14 protein-coding genes are annotated in these 19,356 nt (G+C 42.3%); 3 read left to right on the top strand and 11 right to left on the bottom strand.

All coding sequences use genetic code 11. The annotated features are described in order from the left end of the window. Positions 1 to 7: 7 nt before the first annotated feature. The gene (locus AS141_RS13705) at positions 8 to 1,168 is read right to left on the bottom strand and encodes a cellulase family glycosylhydrolase (protein ID WP_057938245.1); all 1,161 of its coding nucleotides are present in this window, start codon (positions 1,166 to 1,168) and stop codon (positions 8 to 10) included. A gap of 148 nt (positions 1,169 to 1,316) precedes the next feature. Between AS141_RS13705 and AS141_RS13710 the strand changes: the two genes are divergently transcribed. Then, complete coding sequence (locus AS141_RS13710) at positions 1,317 to 2,009, top strand: hypothetical protein (protein ID WP_157243477.1); 693 nt, start codon at positions 1,317 to 1,319, stop codon at positions 2,007 to 2,009. 16 nt (positions 2,010 to 2,025) lie between these two features. On the opposite strand, the gene AS141_RS13715 is transcribed toward AS141_RS13710, so the two are convergent. The 6 genes from AS141_RS13715 to AS141_RS13740 form a co-directional block, all read right to left on the bottom strand. After that, positions 2,026 to 3,204 carry a hypothetical protein gene (locus tag AS141_RS13715; protein ID WP_057938247.1) on the bottom strand — a complete coding sequence of 393 codons (1,179 nt, stop codon included), beginning with the start codon at positions 3,202 to 3,204 and terminating at the stop codon, positions 2,026 to 2,028. Between the two features lie 317 nt (positions 3,205 to 3,521). Beyond that, complete coding sequence (locus tag AS141_RS13720) at positions 3,522 to 3,974, bottom strand: hypothetical protein (RefSeq protein WP_057938248.1); 453 nt, start codon at positions 3,972 to 3,974, stop codon at positions 3,522 to 3,524. Between the two features lie 115 nt (positions 3,975 to 4,089). Then, complete coding sequence (locus tag AS141_RS13725; protein WP_057938249.1) at positions 4,090 to 7,269, bottom strand: efflux RND transporter permease subunit; 3,180 nt, start codon at positions 7,267 to 7,269, stop codon at positions 4,090 to 4,092. Position 7,270: 1 nt separating this feature from the next. Next, positions 7,271 to 10,315 carry an efflux RND transporter permease subunit gene (locus tag AS141_RS13730; protein ID WP_057938250.1) on the bottom strand — a complete coding sequence of 1,015 codons (3,045 nt, stop codon included), beginning with the start codon at positions 10,313 to 10,315 and terminating at the stop codon, positions 7,271 to 7,273. A gap of 3 nt (positions 10,316 to 10,318) precedes the next feature. Further along, positions 10,319 to 11,389 carry an efflux RND transporter periplasmic adaptor subunit gene (locus AS141_RS13735; protein WP_057938251.1) on the bottom strand — a complete coding sequence of 357 codons (1,071 nt, stop codon included), beginning with the start codon at positions 11,387 to 11,389 and terminating at the stop codon, positions 10,319 to 10,321. Positions 11,390 to 11,470: 81 nt separating this feature from the next. Beyond that, complete coding sequence (locus AS141_RS13740) at positions 11,471 to 12,076, bottom strand: septal ring lytic transglycosylase RlpA family protein (protein ID WP_232424918.1); 606 nt, start codon at positions 12,074 to 12,076, stop codon at positions 11,471 to 11,473. A 13-nt stretch (positions 12,077 to 12,089) separates the two neighbouring features. Between AS141_RS13740 and AS141_RS13745 the strand changes: the two genes are divergently transcribed. Together AS141_RS13745 and AS141_RS13750 are read left to right on the top strand one after the other, a co-directional pair. Then, a complete protein-coding gene (locus AS141_RS13745; protein WP_198293551.1) occupies positions 12,090 to 13,319 on the top strand; it encodes a metallophosphoesterase family protein in 1,230 nt (409 codons plus the stop codon). Then, the gene (locus tag AS141_RS13750; protein WP_057938253.1) at positions 13,316 to 16,345 is read left to right on the top strand and encodes an AAA family ATPase; all 3,030 of its coding nucleotides are present in this window, start codon (positions 13,316 to 13,318) and stop codon (positions 16,343 to 16,345) included. Before AS141_RS13745 ends, AS141_RS13750 begins: the two co-directional genes overlap by 4 nt. A gap of 186 nt (positions 16,346 to 16,531) precedes the next feature. Here the strand turns inward: AS141_RS13750 and AS141_RS13755 are convergent, their stop codons facing one another. The 4 genes from AS141_RS13755 to AS141_RS13770 form a co-directional block, all read right to left on the bottom strand. Next, complete coding sequence (locus AS141_RS13755) at positions 16,532 to 17,140, bottom strand: alpha/beta hydrolase (RefSeq protein ID WP_057938254.1); 609 nt, start codon at positions 17,138 to 17,140, stop codon at positions 16,532 to 16,534. After that, positions 17,133 to 18,083, bottom strand: coding sequence for a ring-cleaving dioxygenase (locus AS141_RS13760; protein WP_057938255.1), 951 nt, complete (start codon positions 18,081 to 18,083; stop codon positions 17,133 to 17,135). Before AS141_RS13760 ends, AS141_RS13755 begins: the two co-directional genes overlap by 8 nt. Positions 18,084 to 18,198: 115 nt before the next feature. Next, positions 18,199 to 18,726 (bottom strand): YceI family protein, encoded by a 528-nt coding sequence (locus AS141_RS13765; protein WP_057938256.1) that lies wholly within the window; start codon positions 18,724 to 18,726, stop codon positions 18,199 to 18,201. Between the two features lie 73 nt (positions 18,727 to 18,799). Then, entirely contained in the window at positions 18,800 to 19,252 is a 453-nt protein-coding gene (locus tag AS141_RS13770) for a MarR family winged helix-turn-helix transcriptional regulator (protein WP_057938257.1), read from the bottom strand. Positions 19,253 to 19,356 lie beyond the last annotated feature (104 nt).

Below are 19,356 nucleotides of genomic sequence, written 5' to 3' on the forward strand. Positions count from 1 at the left end.
CCCCATACTATAACTGGGCCCTGAGCAATTCCAAAAACTTCCGATCCAGCTTCTCTCCGTACCAATCTTCATATTCCACGTCTTTTCTTCCAGAATTCAATACTCCAAAACTTCCTGAAAATTCCCAGATCCCAAAGCCGATTCCATATTCTTTCAATACCGCCAAAACATCCCCAAACCAACTTAGGAACACCCCATGTGGAGTTTCATTGTATCCACCACATTCCCCACAGTGTACCCCTACTCCCTGATCTACCAATGCTTTCCATGGTGCATAGTATTCACGGATGTTGTCGATCCCCAATATGCTTTCTCCCTGGGTCAATGGCCAATCTACGGGCGGAACCGTCGAAGGATCCTTATATACCCATCCGGCTTTGTAATGTGAAATCGGGAATGGGTGATAGCCGCGACAGCTTTGTGCCAAATCCAGATCTGCCAGTTCCGGCATGGCAGTACCTCCTCCTCCATTTCCATCTGCGATGATCAATCTGGATTTTTTCACTGCCTTGATGGTATCCAAAGCTGCTTCGGCTACACGCCGATAATCCATCAGATCCACAGGACCACCGGGACTATATTGATCATTTGGATCGACACGCTGATAGGGTTCATTGATCAGGTCGAAGCTCAATTTCTTCTGAGAAATCCCTTTGTATCGGGTCGCCCACATTTCCCAATGTGCGCAGAATGCATCCTGGGCTTCCTTATCTTTCCAGAGATTATAAGGTTCTAGGAAACCGGCATTAATGCAGAATCCAGGTGCTCTGTGGAGATTCAAACTCACATGTAGACCCTGAGCTATACACCCTTCCACGAGCTCATCCACTTTTTCCAGACGGCTTTCATCAAAATTCAACACCTCATCCGGTCTAATCGGCCTGGATCGGTCTATGTCCAGATAGCTGGGGTAAGAAATAGGAATGCGCACAAAATCAAATCCCCAATCTGCAATCCACTGGATATATTCCGGCTTGGTGGGCCTGCCTCCGGTTGGATCATGCGAAAAGAAATCTAAAAGATTAAAACCTTTCCAGGCTGGCAACTTGTTTTTGGATTTGGCGACTTCTGCAAAAGCCTGTAGCGAGGTAGTGCCAGCCAGACTAAGTCCTGCACCGAGCAAAGCAGATTTCTTTATAAAATCCCTGCGGGAATCTAAGGTACTCATGGGTTTATTTAGGTTTGAAGGACTCAAGATACGAAAGCCGTTCGAATCAGGCAGGTATATCAAGGTAAATAACCTTGTCTAATATGATTTTGTCAAACGACTAAACAAAGTCCTATAGGTATCCCGTATGCTATACAAATTACTAACCATGCGAAAACCTATACTTCTCCTTCTTTTTTTCATTTCATCAACTCCTCTCTTCGCACAGTTCTTTATTGCTGGAGGACATCTCAACGGTGGGCTGCCAGTATCGAGACTTAAACAAGAAGTAGATAAATTGTTTTTCCCAACTATATCTGGAATAGTATTATATGAATTCCACGGGCAACCCTTTCAGGTTGGTCTGGAATTGAGCTACGGTGTTTATGGCACCAAAGTAGAGGTGCGAGACGATCTTTATCCTGGCTTTTCGGAGGAGTATAGGATCAGGCGCAACAACAACTATACTTCTGGAATGACTGTGTTCCGCTTCCTGCCTTCTGTAAACAGCAAGATCACACCTTTCGTTGAGATACAAGCAGGAGCAAATTTTCTTTACTCAAGATTTAAAATACGACCATCCTTTTTTGAAGAACCCGTTGAAGTAGCCTCAGACATGAAGGATTGGGCATTTAGCTACAAAGTTGGCGGAGGTTTCCAATTTCCGCTTCCAGCGATAGACGGCGGTAAATTGGAATTAAGACTTAACTATCAAAACAGCGGAACAATGCGGTTTCTTACCAAACACGATGTTAACTTTTTACCAGATAAAGGCGATGGGGAATTTGAGTATAATCCCCGTCAAAGTCCGCTTCAGTTGATCACTGCTTCTGTGGGGATAGTGATTTATGATGCTTTTTGATTAAAAACATAAGATGTCACTCCTCCACCAACCTGATCTTATAAAACAAATTATAATCCCGCTCCAATTCCCCGTCTGCCGCTTTAACGATTAACGTGCCGTCAGGAAGCCCCAGGTTTACATTACCTTCTATAGGTAACTTATTCGAGATCCCAATCTGCTGATCTCCTTTTACGATGATGTACCGTGGTTTTCTATACTTCTCCTGTGCCTTTACCCACCCTGGATCTTGACGGTAGTTCTCTCCCTTGGATCTAAACTCATGGTAAACATCCTCAGGAATCGCTTCATAAAATATCGCCAACTGATATTCTCCAAAGGTCTTTAAATCGCTAAAGGAAGGATAAAGTAGGTTTTCGCGGGAGGGATCCGGGATTTTCTGATTACGCACAGGATGCGATAAAGAAACTGCTTTTTCATTGATTAATGAATTCCCATCCAAATTATATAGAAAAAGCTGATCACCAATTGGTGGTAAAACTGCAGCCTTTTTTCTTTCAATATCAAATGCCAAAAAAGGAAAACTCTGCCCTATCCAACGGTTAGTATTTCGGGGGACCCAATCTAAAGGATATAAACTCAGATAGTTGATCGAATCCTGACTGGAATCATACAAAAAACCTGTCTTCACTTGACTATAAAAACCTCCTCCAATTTTGTCAGGATCCATATCTCCTGGATTATATGAATTTACTTCTTCTCCCAGAATAAAGTCCTTTCCATCTTCGGTCCAAGGCGTGAATGTCTGCCTATAAAAGGAAATAAAAATACCAGCACCAAAGCCAATACCAGGGCCATTTATCCTCTCTAATTTTTCAAAATGCCTATCAAAAACATGGAAATCCTTTGTTGCGAACATTTCTTTAAAAATAAAACGATCCTTCCCCCAAAACCTTCCTTCAAGAGCTAACTGAATTTGATTTGGCCCTTCACCTATCAATTCGACTTCATTAATCAATCCCCCTTTTCCATCTACTAATAAAACTTTATTTCCTTTACGTTCCTTAATGAGATATTGATCAAGCTCATTTTGATAATCCAAAATCACTACTTCTTCCAACACATCCACCACAATAGAATCATAGACCTCAAATTGAAGTTCTTTGACAGGGTTATAGGTTTCAGTTTCTTTCTCGCTACAGGAAAAAAGTAACGTGGTAAAAAGCGTGGTAAAAATTAAACGGGATTTCTTCATGGTAAAGCACTAAGGTTTTCAGGTTAGTCGCCAAAAGCAGTATTTATAGGACAAGTACTATGAGATAAAATGAATCATCCCTGAAAATTTGGATTTTAGATTTGCAGGGATGGTTCAATAAGTTTGCGGAAAAGGGATACAGGGGTCAAATCTTTACATAAATACCCCAGCTACTCCTAACCTTAGCAATAGGAGAAAGCTATTCTGGTATTATTAAAATCTTCTGTAACCATCGCCAGCGAGGCTTTTGCTTCATCGCTGAGATTGAACTTTTCGCTGTTTATCACCAAATAAGGCGATGGCTGGGTTTTACGCTCCTATTTATAAAATGCAAAAGCATTTAGTGGATATCGATTAGAGTTTAGGAGCTCTCCAGACCTGGAGAAGGTATGAAGATCCTTAGAGTTCCCCATTCGGGAAGTCACGTTCAAAACCTCCCCGAGCAACTTAAAATTTGATATTCCTGGAACCTGGCCCGGTGCCTCACCGATTTCCGCGATAATCCCCAAGTGTTTTCCTGCACTAGAAAAATGATGTATCCCTTTCCCACGATCGGTATTCATTGCAAAGAACCCTTCCTTATCATACCTGACTCTGAGATACTCACCCAATAACTCACTAGAATCAGACTCAAGCGGTGTTGCTTTTTCGATCAGCAAATCAGCTGAAACTCTGCTAACATTTTCAAAATCGACAACCTTACTGAACGGCTGTTCCTTTTTGCTGCAGTCAATCAATGCTAAAACTGCAATTACAACTACTGTTCTCATAATCTTGAATTTAGATTATCATAGTTTTATAATGAATCAGCGAAGTAGCGGGAGAGCCAAGCTTTCAGTATTGGAGATTTCTTCCTCTCAGCTAAAGTCGTTTATTTACTCTTAGTTAGTTGCGTGGTCTGAAAAAAAGCCACTTTCGTTTACGACTTGGCTTTTTCGCTTCAGAAACATCTTTCTCTTCAACAACAACCCCTTTTTTCCAAAGTAACACCGGCAGCACCCAAAACACCCCGATCATACTGAATATCAATCCACCAATCGTTCCTATCGCAAGTGAGAACCAGAAAACTTCATTTTGGCCTTCTATGATAAATGGTATTAATCCAAAACACGTAGACATAATGGTAAGCAAAATCGGAACGGCTTTTCCAGCTACTGACTTCAACACATTTCGGTTGTAAAGCCCCTGAGAACGATTATTCAGGTCGTTTACAATAAAAATCCCGGCATTCACTGCCAAGCCTCCCAGCATCACAAAGGCTGAATAGCCGCCCTGATCAAAGTAAAAGTCAAAGAGTGAAAAAATCAGAAACAACCCAATGAAACTTATCGGGATAATCGCAATGATATAAACCGGCTGCTTAAGGTTCTCAAACAACACCGAGCAAATCATAAAGACAGCAATAATCAGCAGCCCCAACAAAGCGTATTGGCGCTTCTCCTGATCGTAGTTCCAGCTATAAGAATCCCGCTTTGCTTCATATCCTATCGGCATAGTCTGCTTCATCTCATCAAGCACTTCATCGAGATATTCGCCTCCGAACTTCGCTGAACCCATGTATTCAAAAGCCACTATTCGGATGTATTGTCTGTTTTCTTTGTGAAGGGAGTTAGTGGTGGTCTCTTTGGTCATCGTACCGTAATCAGAGATTTTGTAAATTTTATTTTCTCCACCGATGAGCCCTTTTTGTTCCATATCAAATTTGCTGAAATCACCAGACTTACGTTCACGGATCATCAATCCATAGTTTTTATCCTCCAGCGTCAGGAAGGTCGATGCATTTTGCGGTTTGGACATATCCTGTAAGGCAGTCAGCACTTCGAACTGGTTGGTGTGGCCAAGTGCCATTTTATTCTGATCCAAGCGAAGCACATACTCCTCTGTTTTCTGCTCTCCGTAACCTGCCCTTTCATTGGTTTTAACTTCCTGGATCCGCTTATGCACCAGAAGTTTCTCCGCTAAGATATTCGCCTGTCGCTCCAGTTCATCAAAATTATATCCCATCATCTTCACCCGGTAACTTGGGATCTGATCACTACTGCCCCCGGTATAAAACCCTTGGCCTACTCCATAAATATTCCATTGAGCTCCACTCCAATCGGTTGATTTCACGGAAAGTTTTCCTTTCAGCTGATACGGCAAAGCACCGTTTTCATAAGCTTCCTTGAATGTAATGTCTATTCTTGCACTTTGTCCATTATTTACCGAGGTGACAAATTGGTCTATTCCCTCCACGTCCTTGAGGTAGCTCTCAAACTCACGCATGATAAAATCCATCTGCTCCAGTGTGTTCCCAAAGGGCAAGCGACAGTAAACAAAAAGCCTTGTTTGAGTAGCCTCCCGATAGCCTCCTTTTTCATATACCCCCCGGGCAAACATACGCATAGATCCTCCCAATGCTTTGTCCACATACGGGCGGATCTCTTCCTGATAGAAGGTGTTCCCTACTGTCTTGTTATACCATTCATGGTCTTCCCACTTGGCGGGGAGATAAAAGATTGGCAGTCCAAAAAGAAGGATTAAGAATGTGAGAAATGTTTTTCTGTATTTCGCTGTCCAGGCAATTCCTCTTTCATAACCTCGCAAAGCTTTTACACGCTTGCGTAGTTTTGGAATGGTCAATCTCCTTCCTTTTGTCACCGATTCTTTAAACATCACCTGGTAAATTGCCGGAGTAAAGACTAAGGCAATCAACAGTGAAATCCCCAGCATCACTGATACTACTATGGAAAATTCGGTCAGGTTTCTTCGTTGTTCTTCTGGTAGGAAAAAGACAATCATAAGCGCCGCGATGGTCGTGAGCGATGCTGCCAAAAGCGCCAAAAAAACCCGTCGGTTTTTGTGCTTATGAAGATGGTCTATCATAATGATCGCATTGTCAACGATCAGTCCGAAACTTATCGTCAATCCTGCCAAGGAATACATGTGAATATCCACTCTAAGGAAATATAATACGATGGCACATAAACTCAGATTAACTAAAATCCCCAGAAAAAGAATGCTCAGGTACTTCAGATTTCTATTAATCAGAAATATGAACACCACCAAAATCAGGATAGAAAGCGCGGATCTTTTGTAGATTTTATCCAACTCCTTTTCTAAGAATTCGGTATCATCTCTTTCCAGTCGTACCTCAAAACCCGCAGGTAGAAATTTGGCAGCATCTTGAATCGCCAGCTTTAACTTTTGCGCTAGCAAGACTTTATTCACTCCATCCCGATTGTAAACCGAAAGTGTAACAGAGTTATTTCCATTGATTCTGAAATACCTGGTTGGTTCTGCCTCCTCAAGTGTCAAATTAGCCACATCCCGAAGTCGGATTTCCATCCCATCCATCTCACTTACCACCACATTTTCAAGTTGGTCTTTCTCCTGCAGCGAACGATCTACTTGGACGAAGAGTGTTTTTCCTTCAAAGTTCATCACCGAACCCGGAAATGTCAATCCAAATGCACTCCTGATAGCACTTCCCAACTGACTCCTAGTGATACCAAAAGCCTGCATTTTTTGAATATCATAGGTCACGAAAAGCTGGAGATCATTCGCTCCAAGAACATTCACTTCCTCCACCTCCTCATACCGCGTCAGGGCAGGTTTCAGAATATCTTCAGCAATCTTCTTGATTTCAAAAGAGGCAAATGGCCCATTTACACTATAAGTCAAAATTGCGGTCTTTTGATCTGCTCTAGCCTGAGATGTCTGGGTCACACTAGGATATCCCACCCGTGGATCCATCTGGGGGTAAATCTGGCGGATCATGGCAGAAATCTCAAATTTTTTCATCTCCATATCTGCCTTCTTGTCAAAAGTCAAATTGATCTCCCCTCTATCATAACTGGAGGTCGATGTTATCTCCTTTAGTTCTGAAAGTCTTGAAAACGCGCCCTCTAATGGAGAAGTCGCGAGTTTTTCTACTATTTCAGGAGATGCATTCGGGATACTGTATCCTATGGACAAAACCGACGAACGCTCTTTGGGAATCAAATCCACAGAAAGCATAGGTATCACTGCCAGCCCAAGAATGGACACGACCACGAATACAATCAGAATCCTGAATGGTGTCATATTAAGCCGTTTTCAAAGATTTCTTGGAGACAGTAAACCAATAAGCCAACGGCACAAAATACAAGGCTGTAAGGGTGCCGATAGTCAAGCCTCCAATCACCGCAAATACCAAGGGACGCTGCAAATCCGCCCCCAAACCACTGCTAAATACAATCGGGATCAGCGCCAAAATCGTCGTAATCGAAGTCATTAAAATGGGTTTGAGGCGGATCTGCCCAGCCTTATGAAGAGCCATTTCCAGAGCCTCAGCGGCTGAAATAGTATCCGATTCTACATAAGTGGAACGAAGGCGGTTGATCGTATCGATCTTCAAAATCGCATCATTGACCATGATTCCCAGCATCACCACCAGTCCTATCGCTGACATCACGTTCAGGGAAGCTCCGCAGATCCAAAGCACCAAGAACGCCCCGCCTACCCCCAGAGGGAGAGTGAATACTACAATCAGCGGCTGGATAAAACTCTCAAACTGGGCTGCCAAAATGAAATACAACAGCAATACTGAAATCATCAAAATAACGATCAGTTGACGGATATTTTCCTTGTCTTTAAAATACTGACCAACTAGGGTAACTCCCAAGTTTTTATCCTGACCCCAACGAAAATATGAGGCTGAGTTTTCATCTGGATCGTCCTTAGTAACATTCAGCGATTGGTAAATACCTCCCTTATCCGCCGTCACATATTTGTAATGGTCTTCATATCCGTATTCCACAAATTCGCCCAGAATGTAGGAAGTAGTATCCGAAACAATAACTCTGGTATTTCGCAGTAAATCTTCAAATCGTTCATTTGGTTCTTTTAGGCGAATGGGGGTGATCTCTCCAAACCGTCTTATATCTGTAATTGTGAAACTGCCAAAAAGCCTCTCAATCTGATCTTGAACCGCATCTACAGGAATCTGATACGTAGCCATTTTATCCGCCCGTAGTGTAAAAACAACTGAGGCTTCTTTCTGTAATCCAGGGCCACGCTCCCATTCCTGAGTTGGGAATTGGCTTAGCCAAGGATCCATTTTGTTTTCCGGAATGGGCCTTTTTGCTCCCAGATCCTTCCATCTTACTTCGTAAAATGGCATATTGGAACTGAAAAGCTGATCAAAAGCATTTGGCGCATCCCCAAGAGTAAAAGATGCCTCAGGATAATTTTTCATAAGGTTCGCTTTCAGCTCTTTTATTGCAACTTCTTTCGCTTCCAAAGTTGGGAAAAGAAAATAAAGTAAAGACTGCTGGATAGAATTCTCTCCATCGAAAAGCAAAAACTGCTTCACTCCTACATCTGCTTCAGCCTGCTCATAGCTTCCTTCCATACTTTTCAGGAGTGCGAGCACACGATCCCTGTTTTCAGATGCAGAAATGGGTTCACTCCAATCGATATCAAGCGTAGCATCCAATTTTTCAATTTCCGGCAAACCTGATGTTTTTAGCAAAAGACTGATGCCTAGACCAAGCGGAATGAGTGCTAAAAACACTAGCATTGCTAGCCTTCTATTTCCAATTACCTTATTGTATCCGAATTCATACATGCTTAAAACTTTGCCAAAAAACTTTCCCTCTCCATCATCATATGCTTTTTTACTCCGCGAAAACATCAGGAAATAAAGCATGGGAAGAAGTATAAATGCCACAGCTAGAGAAACTGACAAAATAGCTGTCACAGCCACAGCCTGGTCGAAGAACAGTGCCCCGGATATCCCACTCAAAAAAACCAGTGGCACAAACACCGCCAGCGTAGTAAGCACGGAGCTGATCAAAGCACCCATCACCTCGTCCACTCCTTGGACACAAGCTTCGAACAGTGGCAAACCGTTCCCCATCTTTCTTGTGATATTGTCCAGCACAATGATGGCATTATCGATCAGCATCCCAATCCCGAGCGCCAAACCTGAAAGGGATATTATATTGATGGAAAGGTCAAAAAAGTAAAAAATCAAGAAGCTGATCAGCAAGGAAGATGGCAGACTCACTCCAATGATCAGGGGAAGTCTGTAATCTTTCATAAAAAGAAAGAGTACTGCAAAAGCGAAAACACCACCGAATAGTAGAGATGTTTCTAAATTGGAAATCGCAGCATTCAGAAGATTTGACTGATCTTGGGTAATCTCAAAACCCACCTGCGGATAATCTGTTTTAAACAATTCTATGGCCTCTTTGAGGGACGGAATCAGCTCGTTCATCTTGGCTGAAGCTTGCTTATGAACAGTTACGACCAGGCTTTCCTGAGTTCCGAAAAGGTGATATCCAAGTGTCTCCTGCGTTTCATACCCCACCTCAGCAAGTTTACCCAATGGGATAATTACTCCAGAGGAAGCCGCTACCGGCAAGCTCTCTATGTCCGCAGGAGTATCTACTCTGGTGGCTAACCGAAGGTAATAACGGAATTGGCCGTCTTTCACGGAGATCCCCGGCAGCTCAGAGTTACCGGATTGAATCGCCGAGATTACATTCTGCTGTGTCATTCCAAGTGCAGACAATGCTTCCGCATTTGGCTTCACCGTGATAATGCGCTCCTTTTTGCCATTGATATCTACAAGAGAAACACCTGGTAATTGCTCTATTCGTTTCTTTAGGACATTTTCTGCTAAAAGACTTACCTCTACATCATCAACGCCCTCTTTAGGCACCACTTGTACCCTGGCAACAGGAATATCAGAAGTATTTATCCGAATGACCTCGGGACGATCTAGATTCTGGGGAAGATCATTTATCATCCTGTCTATTTTCTCATTGACATCAATGTAGGCTAATTCCATCTTGGTATTATAGCTGAATGTCAATCGGATTGTGCCAACTTCAGAACCAGCTTTGGAATCCATTTCCTCCAGACCATTCAATGTAATCAACCCTTCGCGGATTGGACTCAGTGCATTTTGCTCTATTGCTTCTGGAGAAGCATTTGGATATTTAACTTTCACCACAATCTGTGGCACATCGATCGGGGGCAAAAGCGAAATAGGCAGCGTTTTCAGGACGATGAAGGCAAATACTATCAATGCCATAAAAGTCATAAACACTGCAATAGGCCGGGCCAGTAAAAATCTAACCATGGCTTATTCTTTTACGATTTGAACCGGGGCTTGATGCGCAAGTTGAAGGTTATTGGAGGTGATTACCGTGCTGTTCTCCTCAATACCATCTAGAATCTCCACTTCTTCTCCATTGTCTTTTCCCACTTCCACATAGTTCCATTTGGATTCCTTATTTTCTATAGTAAAGACCACCGCCCGGCCTGATCGAAAAACAAGCGCATCTTTTGGCACGACCAGACTATTGTTTTGGGGGGCACGGATCACAGCTCGGGCGTTCATTCCCGGAAGGAGGTTTTTATTCGCAGGTAAGGAGATAGACACCTGAACCAATCCGCTCTCATCTACTTTTGGATTGATGCCCGTGACCTTACCGCTCAATGCGGTCTGGGTTTTAGAAACCGGGTAAACTTCTGCTTTTTGATTAATTGAAATAAGGCTGATCTCAGATTCCAATACTTTTACTTTCAGGATAAACTCTTGGGTCCCCAAGATTTGACAAAGCTCTTGGTTGGCACTCACCAGGCTACCGGCCTTAAACTTGAGATCTGCTACTTGACCTGATATTGGAGCCTTTACAACGCTTCTGTCAAAACTTAACTGAGCCTCTCTGAGATCAACTTCTGCGAGGAAGACCCCATTCGTGGCTTTAAGCTGGTCTTCTACTATTGCCTTTTGCTCTATACTATCAGAAGCAAATAATTTAGGAAAGCCATATTTGGCAGATTCATATAGCGCATTGGCATTGCGCAGTCCGATCTTGGCCTTCTCTAATTTAAAAGCCGGCTCTGTCGCATCCAATCTGGCGATGACATCACCTTTGTTTACAAATTGCCCCTCACGTACATTTACTTCCAATAGATACCCAGCCTGCTCGATAACTGTCATCACCTCTGCTCCTGCTTCCAATTTTCCCGGAGCACTGATCAGATAATCAAAGCTTTTGCGCTCAGCCGTGGCAATATTCACCTCAGTAGCGGCGACTTCATTTCTAAAGGATTCTGTGGGAGCTTCTTCGACCTTTTCCTTATCTTTCTCACAGGCAGAAAATAGGACTAATAAAAAACCGAAAAGTAAATGAGTAGAGTTTTTCATTGAAATAGTAGTTTCAACTATTAAGAAACTAACTAATTCTTCAATCTCAAAATCTTTATTGTATAAAGGATGTTAATGATTCTAAAAAAAAGGAATTCTTGTATCTATTTCTGCCTTAGGCGGAACTATAACTTTTTCCACCCGTCTCAGCCGCATTGTGGAAGGCGGATCGTCCCCAAAATACTCTATAAGTCGATCTATTTCTCCGGGATTTTCCACTTCAATCCTCACTGTGGTGATTCCATCATGAAGAAGTCCTAGTTTCACCCCCGCGGCTCGCGACAAATCCACGATCCTCCTCGAGTTTTTAGGAAGCCTGTCATTCACTCTAACCCAGACCGACTCGCCCGTATCTTCGCGAGAGACCTTTATTCGGGTATTGAATGGTAATGTTTTATGTGCAGCAGTGAGGCTATCCATGTGGAAAATCTCTCCATTTGACGTCTTCCTCAAATGAAATCTTCGCCCATAGAAGCTTGCTACTCCTTCCTGAATAAACAAAGCATCTGGAGCCATTATTGGTTGAGATTGCTCGGACACGAGCGAGGCAACGAAAATAAGGAGCCAATTCCACATAGGATAATCTGGATTATTGCCTGTCTTTTCAATAAAGATGCCAATTAATGACAATTGTATTAAATGGCTTGCAGCAAGTACTTCGCTGAAGTAACTTGGTTTTTCATCCATTTTTAGACGACACATGATCAAAATCCTCCACACTGCAGACTGGCATTTGGGAAAAAGACTTCAGGAGTATTCCAGACTGGAAGAACAAAAACGGGTTTTAGAAGAAATCAGGCAAATCGCTGACCGGGAGAAGGTAGACTTAATTCTATTGGCTGGGGATATTTTTGACACTTTTAACCCCAGTCATGAAGCGGTGGAATTGCTTTATAAATCACTTCGCAGACTGACAAATGGAGGGAGGAGGCCTATTATAGCGATTTCAGGAAATCATGATAGTACGCAGTTTGTCGAAGCCCCGGATCCATTGGCCCGGGAGATGGGCATCTTTTTCTATGGAAAATACGATACCCTCATCCCATTGGGAAACCTGGATAATGGAATAGAAATCACACAAGCGGATTCTGGTTTTGTGGAATTGAAATTGCCTCAAATAGACTTTCCGGTCCGAATTATTTTGGCTCCATACGCCAATGAAGTTTCGATGAAAACTTATCTGGGTGAAGGAGATCGCGAGGAGGAGTTCCGCAATCTGATGGGAGCAAACTGGAAGAAAATAGCAAACCAGTATTGCGATGAACAAGGAGTCAATCTCTTTGCCGGCCATTTCTTCTTTATGAAGGAAGGTGAAAAACCTGAGCCCGAACCAGAATCCGAACGTCCTATCCTGCACGTGGGCGGAACTCAGGCACTATTCACCAAAAATATTCCTTCGCAGATCCAATATGCAGCTTTGGGACATTTGCATCGCTATCATTGGTTGAGTCACGAGCATTGCCCAGTGGTGTATTCCAGCTCTCCCCTCGCCTACTCTTTCAGTGAAGCTGACCAGGAGAAGAAGGTAGTAATCATCGAAGCCGAACCCGGCAAGCCTGTAAATTATAAGGCTATTGGCTTGAAAGAAGGTAGACCGCTCTATCGGAAAACGTTTGATAACCTTCCGCAAACCCTTGTTTGGTTGGAAGAGAACCCCTATTGCTTTGTAGAATTAACATATGTGACGGAAAGCAGTATTGAGGCAGCCACAAGAAAAGCAATAATGAAAGCACACGACGGTATCGTAAATTTGATTCCACAGATAAAAAACCCTTTGGGTCGCGAAAATCAGAGTTTGCAGGTCGAAGATCTGGAAAAAGATATGGAAAGTCTCTTTAAACTATTCTACGAAAGCGAAAAAGGCCAGAAACCAAACGAGGAATTACTCACAATTTTCAAAGAAATCACCAGCCAAAACGACCACGCATGATTCCGGTTAGACTTGAGATTCAGGGATTGTATTCCTACAAAGAAAAACAGACAATAGCATTTGACAAGCTCACAGCAGCCGGACTGTTTGGGATTTTTGGTGCGGTGGGAAGTGGTAAATCATCAATTTTGGAAGGGGTTCTTTTGGCACTTTATGGAAGCACTGAGCGACTTTCTGACCGCGGGGAAAAGAACAGCATGGTCAATTTGCAGAGTGATCAGTTGCTGTTAAACTTCGAATTCAGTTCCGGACTGAATAACGCAAAAACCTATTTGGCGCGCTATTGCGCCAAAAGAAATTCTAAGAACTTTGACGATATCCGGCCAGCAGAACACACGTTTTATGAAAAAGTGGATGGAAAGTGGGAACCGATAACAGCACGGGCTGAAGAGATCGTCGGCATGCGAAAGGAGCATTTCAAGCAGACGGTGATTATTCCTCAGGGGAAATTCCGGGAGTTTATTGACCAAAAACCGCTCGATCAAGCCAAAATGATGAAGGAGCTTTTCGGACTGGAGCGCTTTGATCTTTCTTTCAAAACCGGCATTCTCCTCAAATCCGTCAAAGAGCAAAAAATCCGTTTGGAGACTCAGTTGCAAGGCTTGGAAGAATATTCAGAAGAAATCCTGCAAGACAAGCAAGGTCTATTTTCTGAATTGAAAACCCATGCAAATGAGGCTTCCCTTAAGCTCAAAAACGCGGAAGTAGAATTCAAAACCCAAGAGAACATCCGGGAGAAAAACCAACAATTGCTCAAGTTTAGAGCCGAAAGGGAAGATCTGAATCTTCTGAAACCGGAAATCGAGAAACAACGGGAACTACATTCTGAGTTTCTCAAAGCCAAAACTTACCTCAAACCGGTATGGGAACAGATACGGGATACAAAAGCTGATTTTGAAAAATATAAGGTCAGAGTCATCGACTGTGAACGATTTAAAATTGAGTTTGCCAGAGAAGTTGCAGATTTGGAAAAGGAAGAAGAGGAGCTTAAAAAAAAGAATCAGGAAAGGCCCCAGCGTGAGGAGAAAATCCGTGACCTTAAGAAAGTTGTAGAAATCCAGAAGCTCGAAATCCAGAGAGAGGAAGCAGATTCGACTTTAAGTAATTTCAAACCCACTATAGAAGTTAAAAAACAATCCCAAAAAGTACTGGAAACAAAGATTACTGAACTGGAAAATGAAATTGAGAAAATCAGCGCCACAGATAGTTCGGCCTTGGCTAATCTGATCAGTTCCTCAAAAGACTGGAAACAACTGGAGTCTCAATTGGATAAAACTCAATTGGAAGCAAAAGAATTAACCATAGAAGCAGCTAATGTCAAAGGACAGATTCAAGCACTGGCAACCAGTATTCCAGAAGGTGAGGAATCATTTGAAACTTGGTTAGAATCCCAGAAAACCGCAATACAAGAATTGGAAAAGCAGCGGGACACCTTGATTCAAAAACAAGGTCTTGCTGCGCATGTTCACTTATTACATCAGGGTGAAGCCTGTCCACTTTGCGGAGCTCTAGAACATCCAACCCCCCTTGAAAGCGATGGAGAAAGTGATCTGGAGAAAAAAAACACACGAATACAAGAGGCCAAACTAATTCTAGAAAACATTCAAACCTCTAGATCATCACGAAACGAATTAGTCTTCCATCTGGAAAATCACCAAAAAAAACTACATTCGACCAATCTCGAAATTCAGGAACTCCAGCAAAGGTTAGCTGAATTAAAAGCCAATCTGGCAGAATATGAGATAAATTCCCAGACCAGCTTACTGGAAAAAATCCAGGCGATAGAACAAAGTAGTCAGATCAGAGAAAAAATACTTCAAGAAATAAAGACACTTCGTAAAAACTGGGAAGCCAGTCGGATAGAAATCGATCAATTCGAGAAAGAAATACTACAAGCGCAGTTGAAACTTCAATCAATCCTGTCCAACATTTCCTCCAAAAAAGAAGAGATCAGAGATATGGCTTTTTGTAAAGCATATTTCCACCAAACTCCTCAAGCTATTCAAGCTACCATTGAAGGTGTTGAGGCAAATATAGAAAAAGCCCTACTGGCGCTGGACGGAAAGCAAAAACACCTTCAGATTAAACGAGGAGAGCAGATCAGAAATCTGACAGATATCGATAATTTCACCCAGCTTCGAGACCAAAGCTCTACAAAACTCCAGAACCTAAATTCGGAATATGATTCGTTGAAAACCAAGTATGGATTTATGGATGAAGATCGATTGATCCATTTATTCCACCACTCGATTGATGCCGAGAAAATGGCCCGTGAGATCTCCCAGTTTGACCAGAAACTAGCCATCGCCGAAAACAGGATTCAGGAATTGGAGGGAGAAAATGGCGTTGCCGAGTTTCAGGAGCAAGCATTTCAGGAGCTTTCTTCCCAATTCAACGAGTTGAAAATCAAGGCTGAATCTTTCCAAAACCAGGTTCTTTTACTAGACAAGGAAATTCAGGAAATCCTCACTAAACTTTCGGAAAAGAAGGTTTTGATGAAAGAATTTGCCAAACTGGAGATCAGAGAAAGCTACCTCAAGGAACTTGACACTATGTTCCGGGGCAGTGGATTTGTGAAGTTCGTAAGCTCCATTTATCTCAAGGAACTATGCAATACTGCGAATGTACGCTTTATGAAATTTTGTAAAAACCAGCTCAGCCTTGACATCGACGACAATAATACGTTCTGGGTGATTGACTACCTCAATGGAGGCAAAAAGCGTCTGCTGAAAACACTATCTGGAGGACAAACTTTCCAAGCCTCGCTTTGTCTTGCCCTGGCTTTGGCAGAAAAGGTAAAAGCACTCAATCAGGCTGATCAAAGCTTTTTCTTTATGGATGAAGGATTCGGGGCTTTGGACAAAAATGCGCTTCGGGTGGTTTTTGAAACACTCAAGTCCCTTCGTCATGAAAATCGGATTGTCGGAATCATCAGTCATGTGGAGGATTTGCAGCAGGAAATCGGTGTCTTCGCAAATGTGGAACTCGATCCTGAGCGAGGATCCCAAGTGAGTTATTCCTTCTAATAGAAAAAAATAACCTGCAGAGTAAATCAATAGAAGTTCTCGTATTTATTTTATAATCAGCTATTTACAAGATGATTTTTAGAGGGATTTTGATAGAAAAATCAGCAAAGAATATTTCATAATTGAAATGGGACAAAAAAATCCTCTGACAACTGCCAGAGGATTTTTTGAATTAAGAAAACCTATTTACAATATATTTTCGTTTACCCAATCGATTTCCTCCTTTCGGATTGTATGATTAGAATCTTTGAAAATCAATAATTTCACTTTTGCACCCATCCTGCTCAGTAGGGTTTCTGATTCTTTTATTCGATCAAGAGGTACGTGAATGTCTCTTTCGCTACTTCCTATAAAGATTGGCGTGCCTGAAAAATCTCCTGCGTATTTTTCAGGCATCAGTTGCTCACCTATCAAACCTCCTGTAAATGCAATCACACCGCCCAGCTTTTGCGCATGTTGTGCAGCAAATTCAAGACTCAAACACGCTCCCTGGGAGAAACCGATCAGTACAGTATTCTCGGAGGAAATACCTGCTTCAACAACTTGATTCCATGCATCTTTTACGGTCTCTAAGGATAAAGCCAACGCCGTTCGATTTGCTTCATCTGGAGCCATGAAACTGTAGGGATACCATGTACCTCCGGCTGCCTCTGGGGCCAAAAGCGCATACTCATCCAGCTGGAGGTATTGCGCCAGGGAAAGAATACTTTCCGCACTTGCTCCTCTTCCATGGATCAATATCGCAGCCTTTTTCGCATCGGCTAAAGAAGTACCTGCCCTTTTTATATTAGTCATATGCTTCTACATTTAACTTGACTGGAGTCAAACTCTCTTCTAGTTTTTCCCGGTTTGGCTCTGCCCATTCTGGCAATTTGATCAACTCGCCCAAATGTGCTTCGTCCTCATCAATGGCAAAACCGGGTTCGTCTGTTGCTACTTCAAATAACACGCCGCCCGGTTCACGGAAATAAATCGAGGTGAAGTAATTGCGATCCTTCACTTCAGTAACCTGATATCCATTTCGAATCAAGATTTCCTGAACTTGAAGTTGTGACGCTGCATTCTCTGTTCTGAAAGCGATATGATGCACCGTCCCGGCACTTTGTGATCCTCGGTTTCCCGATTTATCAATTACTATGTCCACTATATCTCCAGGCTTTCCTTCAGTGCCATACCTATATCTGCCATTTTCCTCTCCGATAAAACGGTAATCCATATGCTCAGTCAACAACTTCTCGGTCAACTCTTTGTCGCGGAGATTTAAAGTAGCTCCATAGAATCCTTTGACGGAATACCCGGCGGGCACTTGCCCATAAGACCAGCCAGTTCTGTCATCCCGATCATTGGCAACCAGCTCAATACCCATGCTGTCATGATCCTCAAACCGGATCAGTCTGTCACCAAAACGTGCCAACACATCAGACACGGGAATTCCATATTTTTTCAAACGCGCTCTCCAATAGTCCAAAGACTCTGAAGGGATAGAGAATGCTGTGTAAGTTACTTCTCCAGCTCCTTTCACGCCTTTACGGGCTCCAGTAAAAGGAAAAGTAGTAAATACTGTCCCTGGTCTTCCCAATTCATCCCCAAAATAGAAATGATAGACTCCGGGCGCATCAAAGTTAATTGTCTTTTTCACCAGCCTCAATCCAAGAATTCCGGTGTAGAAATCAATATTTGCCTGAGGATTTCCAGCTATCGCAGTGATATGGTGGATTCCAGTGATTAATGGTTTCATAGTTGTTGGGGGAGAAAATGGTTGAACAGAAAGTATATCCTATGAGATCTAACTCTCTAAGCTATTCTAAATTGACAAACCTTCAAGGTCATTTAGACCTCAAAGGTTAAGTGACTTAAGCTTGCTTAACAAGCTGAACGCTCAAGATCAAGCGAACCTGATCACTCACTACTACACTGCCAGCTTCAGTGACTGCTGACCAGGAAAGACCAAAGTCTTTTCTGTTGATTTTGCCTTCAATTTCAAATCCTGCTTTGGTCTGTCCATAAGGGTCTCCGGCTACACCTCCAAAATCAACGTCCAGCTCCACTTTTTTAGTGGCATCTCTCAGCGTCAGATCACCGACTAATTTATAACCTCCTCCATCTTTGAGGATATTTCCGGCAAAAGTCAATTTAGGATGATTTTCTGCGTCAAAGAAATCAGCCGACTTCAGGTGATTATCCCTATCTTTTTGATTGGTATCGATGCTATTGATATCTGCTGAGAAATTCACAGACGCTCCTTCGAAATCATCAGAAGAACTCTCTGCAGCTCCTTCGAATTCTTTGAAATATCCGGTCACTGTAGAAATAACCAAGTGCTTTACTTTGAATGAAACTTCAGAGTGTGTAGGGTCGATAATCCATTTTGTAGTGCTCATAATTTTTGTTGTTTAAGTTAACTATTTGTTTGTATCGAAATCTAATGTTTATACACGTATTAATTTAAATTTTTTATCCCCTTAATTTATCAAGAAGATTATTCAAAACAATTGCCTCATCAACAGTGAGATTAACCACTTTGTTGTTAAAGCCCTCCATACTTTTCTGCAAATCATCCAGTATCTGAAGTCCCTTTTCAGTTATGATTATGTCAACCTGTCTTCTGTCACTGGGACATTCCCTTCTTTCCAACAGATGTTTTGCTTTTAACTTATCCACCAATCGGCTCGCATTGGACATTTTATTCAACATCCTGTCCTGAATAGACGAAACTGTGATAGGCGTTCCATTTTGTCCTCTTAGGATACGGAGCACATTGTATTGCTCTGGAGAAAGATCATAAGGTTTCAGGATACCATTCTGAGCAGATACAAGATAGCTGTGCGTATAGAGTAAGTTGACGACCAACTTATTGTATGGGTCTTTGAATTCCTTCTGCTTGATTGCTTCTTCTAGACTTCCCATATCTTTTGTTTTTGTATTTAATGTATATACATGTAAATATAGAAAAAGGTTTCATTTAATGGAATATTTAATGGAAAAAAACAGAAAGACCTCCATTGAGGCCT

The organism is Algoriphagus resistens (assembly GCF_001442615.1).
Lineage (GTDB): Bacteria > Bacteroidota > Bacteroidia > Cytophagales > Cyclobacteriaceae > Algoriphagus > Algoriphagus resistens.

Excerpts from the sequence above, each read along its gene's own strand:
- AS141_RS13705 (WP_057938245.1), bottom strand. The coding sequence starts at position 1,168 with ATGAGTACCTTAGATTCCCGCAGGGATTTTATAAAGAAATCTGCTTTG.
- AS141_RS13710 (WP_157243477.1), top strand. The coding sequence starts at position 1,317 with ATGCGAAAACCTATACTTCTCCTTCTTTTTTTCATTTCATCAACTCCT.
- AS141_RS13715 (WP_057938247.1), bottom strand. The coding sequence starts at position 3,204 with ATGAAGAAATCCCGTTTAATTTTTACCACGCTTTTTACCACGTTACTT.
- AS141_RS13720 (WP_057938248.1), bottom strand. The coding sequence starts at position 3,974 with ATGAGAACAGTAGTTGTAATTGCAGTTTTAGCATTGATTGACTGCAGC.
- AS141_RS13725 (WP_057938249.1), bottom strand. The coding sequence starts at position 7,269 with ATGACACCATTCAGGATTCTGATTGTATTCGTGGTCGTGTCCATTCTT.
- AS141_RS13730 (WP_057938250.1), bottom strand. The coding sequence starts at position 10,315 with ATGGTTAGATTTTTACTGGCCCGGCCTATTGCAGTGTTTATGACTTTT.
- AS141_RS13735 (WP_057938251.1), bottom strand. The coding sequence starts at position 11,389 with ATGAAAAACTCTACTCATTTACTTTTCGGTTTTTTATTAGTCCTATTT.
- AS141_RS13740 (WP_232424918.1), bottom strand. The coding sequence starts at position 12,076 with ATGGATGAAAAACCAAGTTACTTCAGCGAAGTACTTGCTGCAAGCCAT.
- AS141_RS13745 (WP_198293551.1), top strand. The coding sequence starts at position 12,090 with ATGATCAAAATCCTCCACACTGCAGACTGGCATTTGGGAAAAAGACTT.
- AS141_RS13750 (WP_057938253.1), top strand. The coding sequence starts at position 13,316 with ATGATTCCGGTTAGACTTGAGATTCAGGGATTGTATTCCTACAAAGAA.
- AS141_RS13755 (WP_057938254.1), bottom strand. The coding sequence starts at position 17,140 with ATGACTAATATAAAAAGGGCAGGTACTTCTTTAGCCGATGCGAAAAAG.
- AS141_RS13760 (WP_057938255.1), bottom strand. The coding sequence starts at position 18,083 with ATGAAACCATTAATCACTGGAATCCACCATATCACTGCGATAGCTGGA.
- AS141_RS13765 (WP_057938256.1), bottom strand. The coding sequence starts at position 18,726 with ATGAGCACTACAAAATGGATTATCGACCCTACACACTCTGAAGTTTCA.
- AS141_RS13770 (WP_057938257.1), bottom strand. The coding sequence starts at position 19,252 with ATGGGAAGTCTAGAAGAAGCAATCAAGCAGAAGGAATTCAAAGACCCA.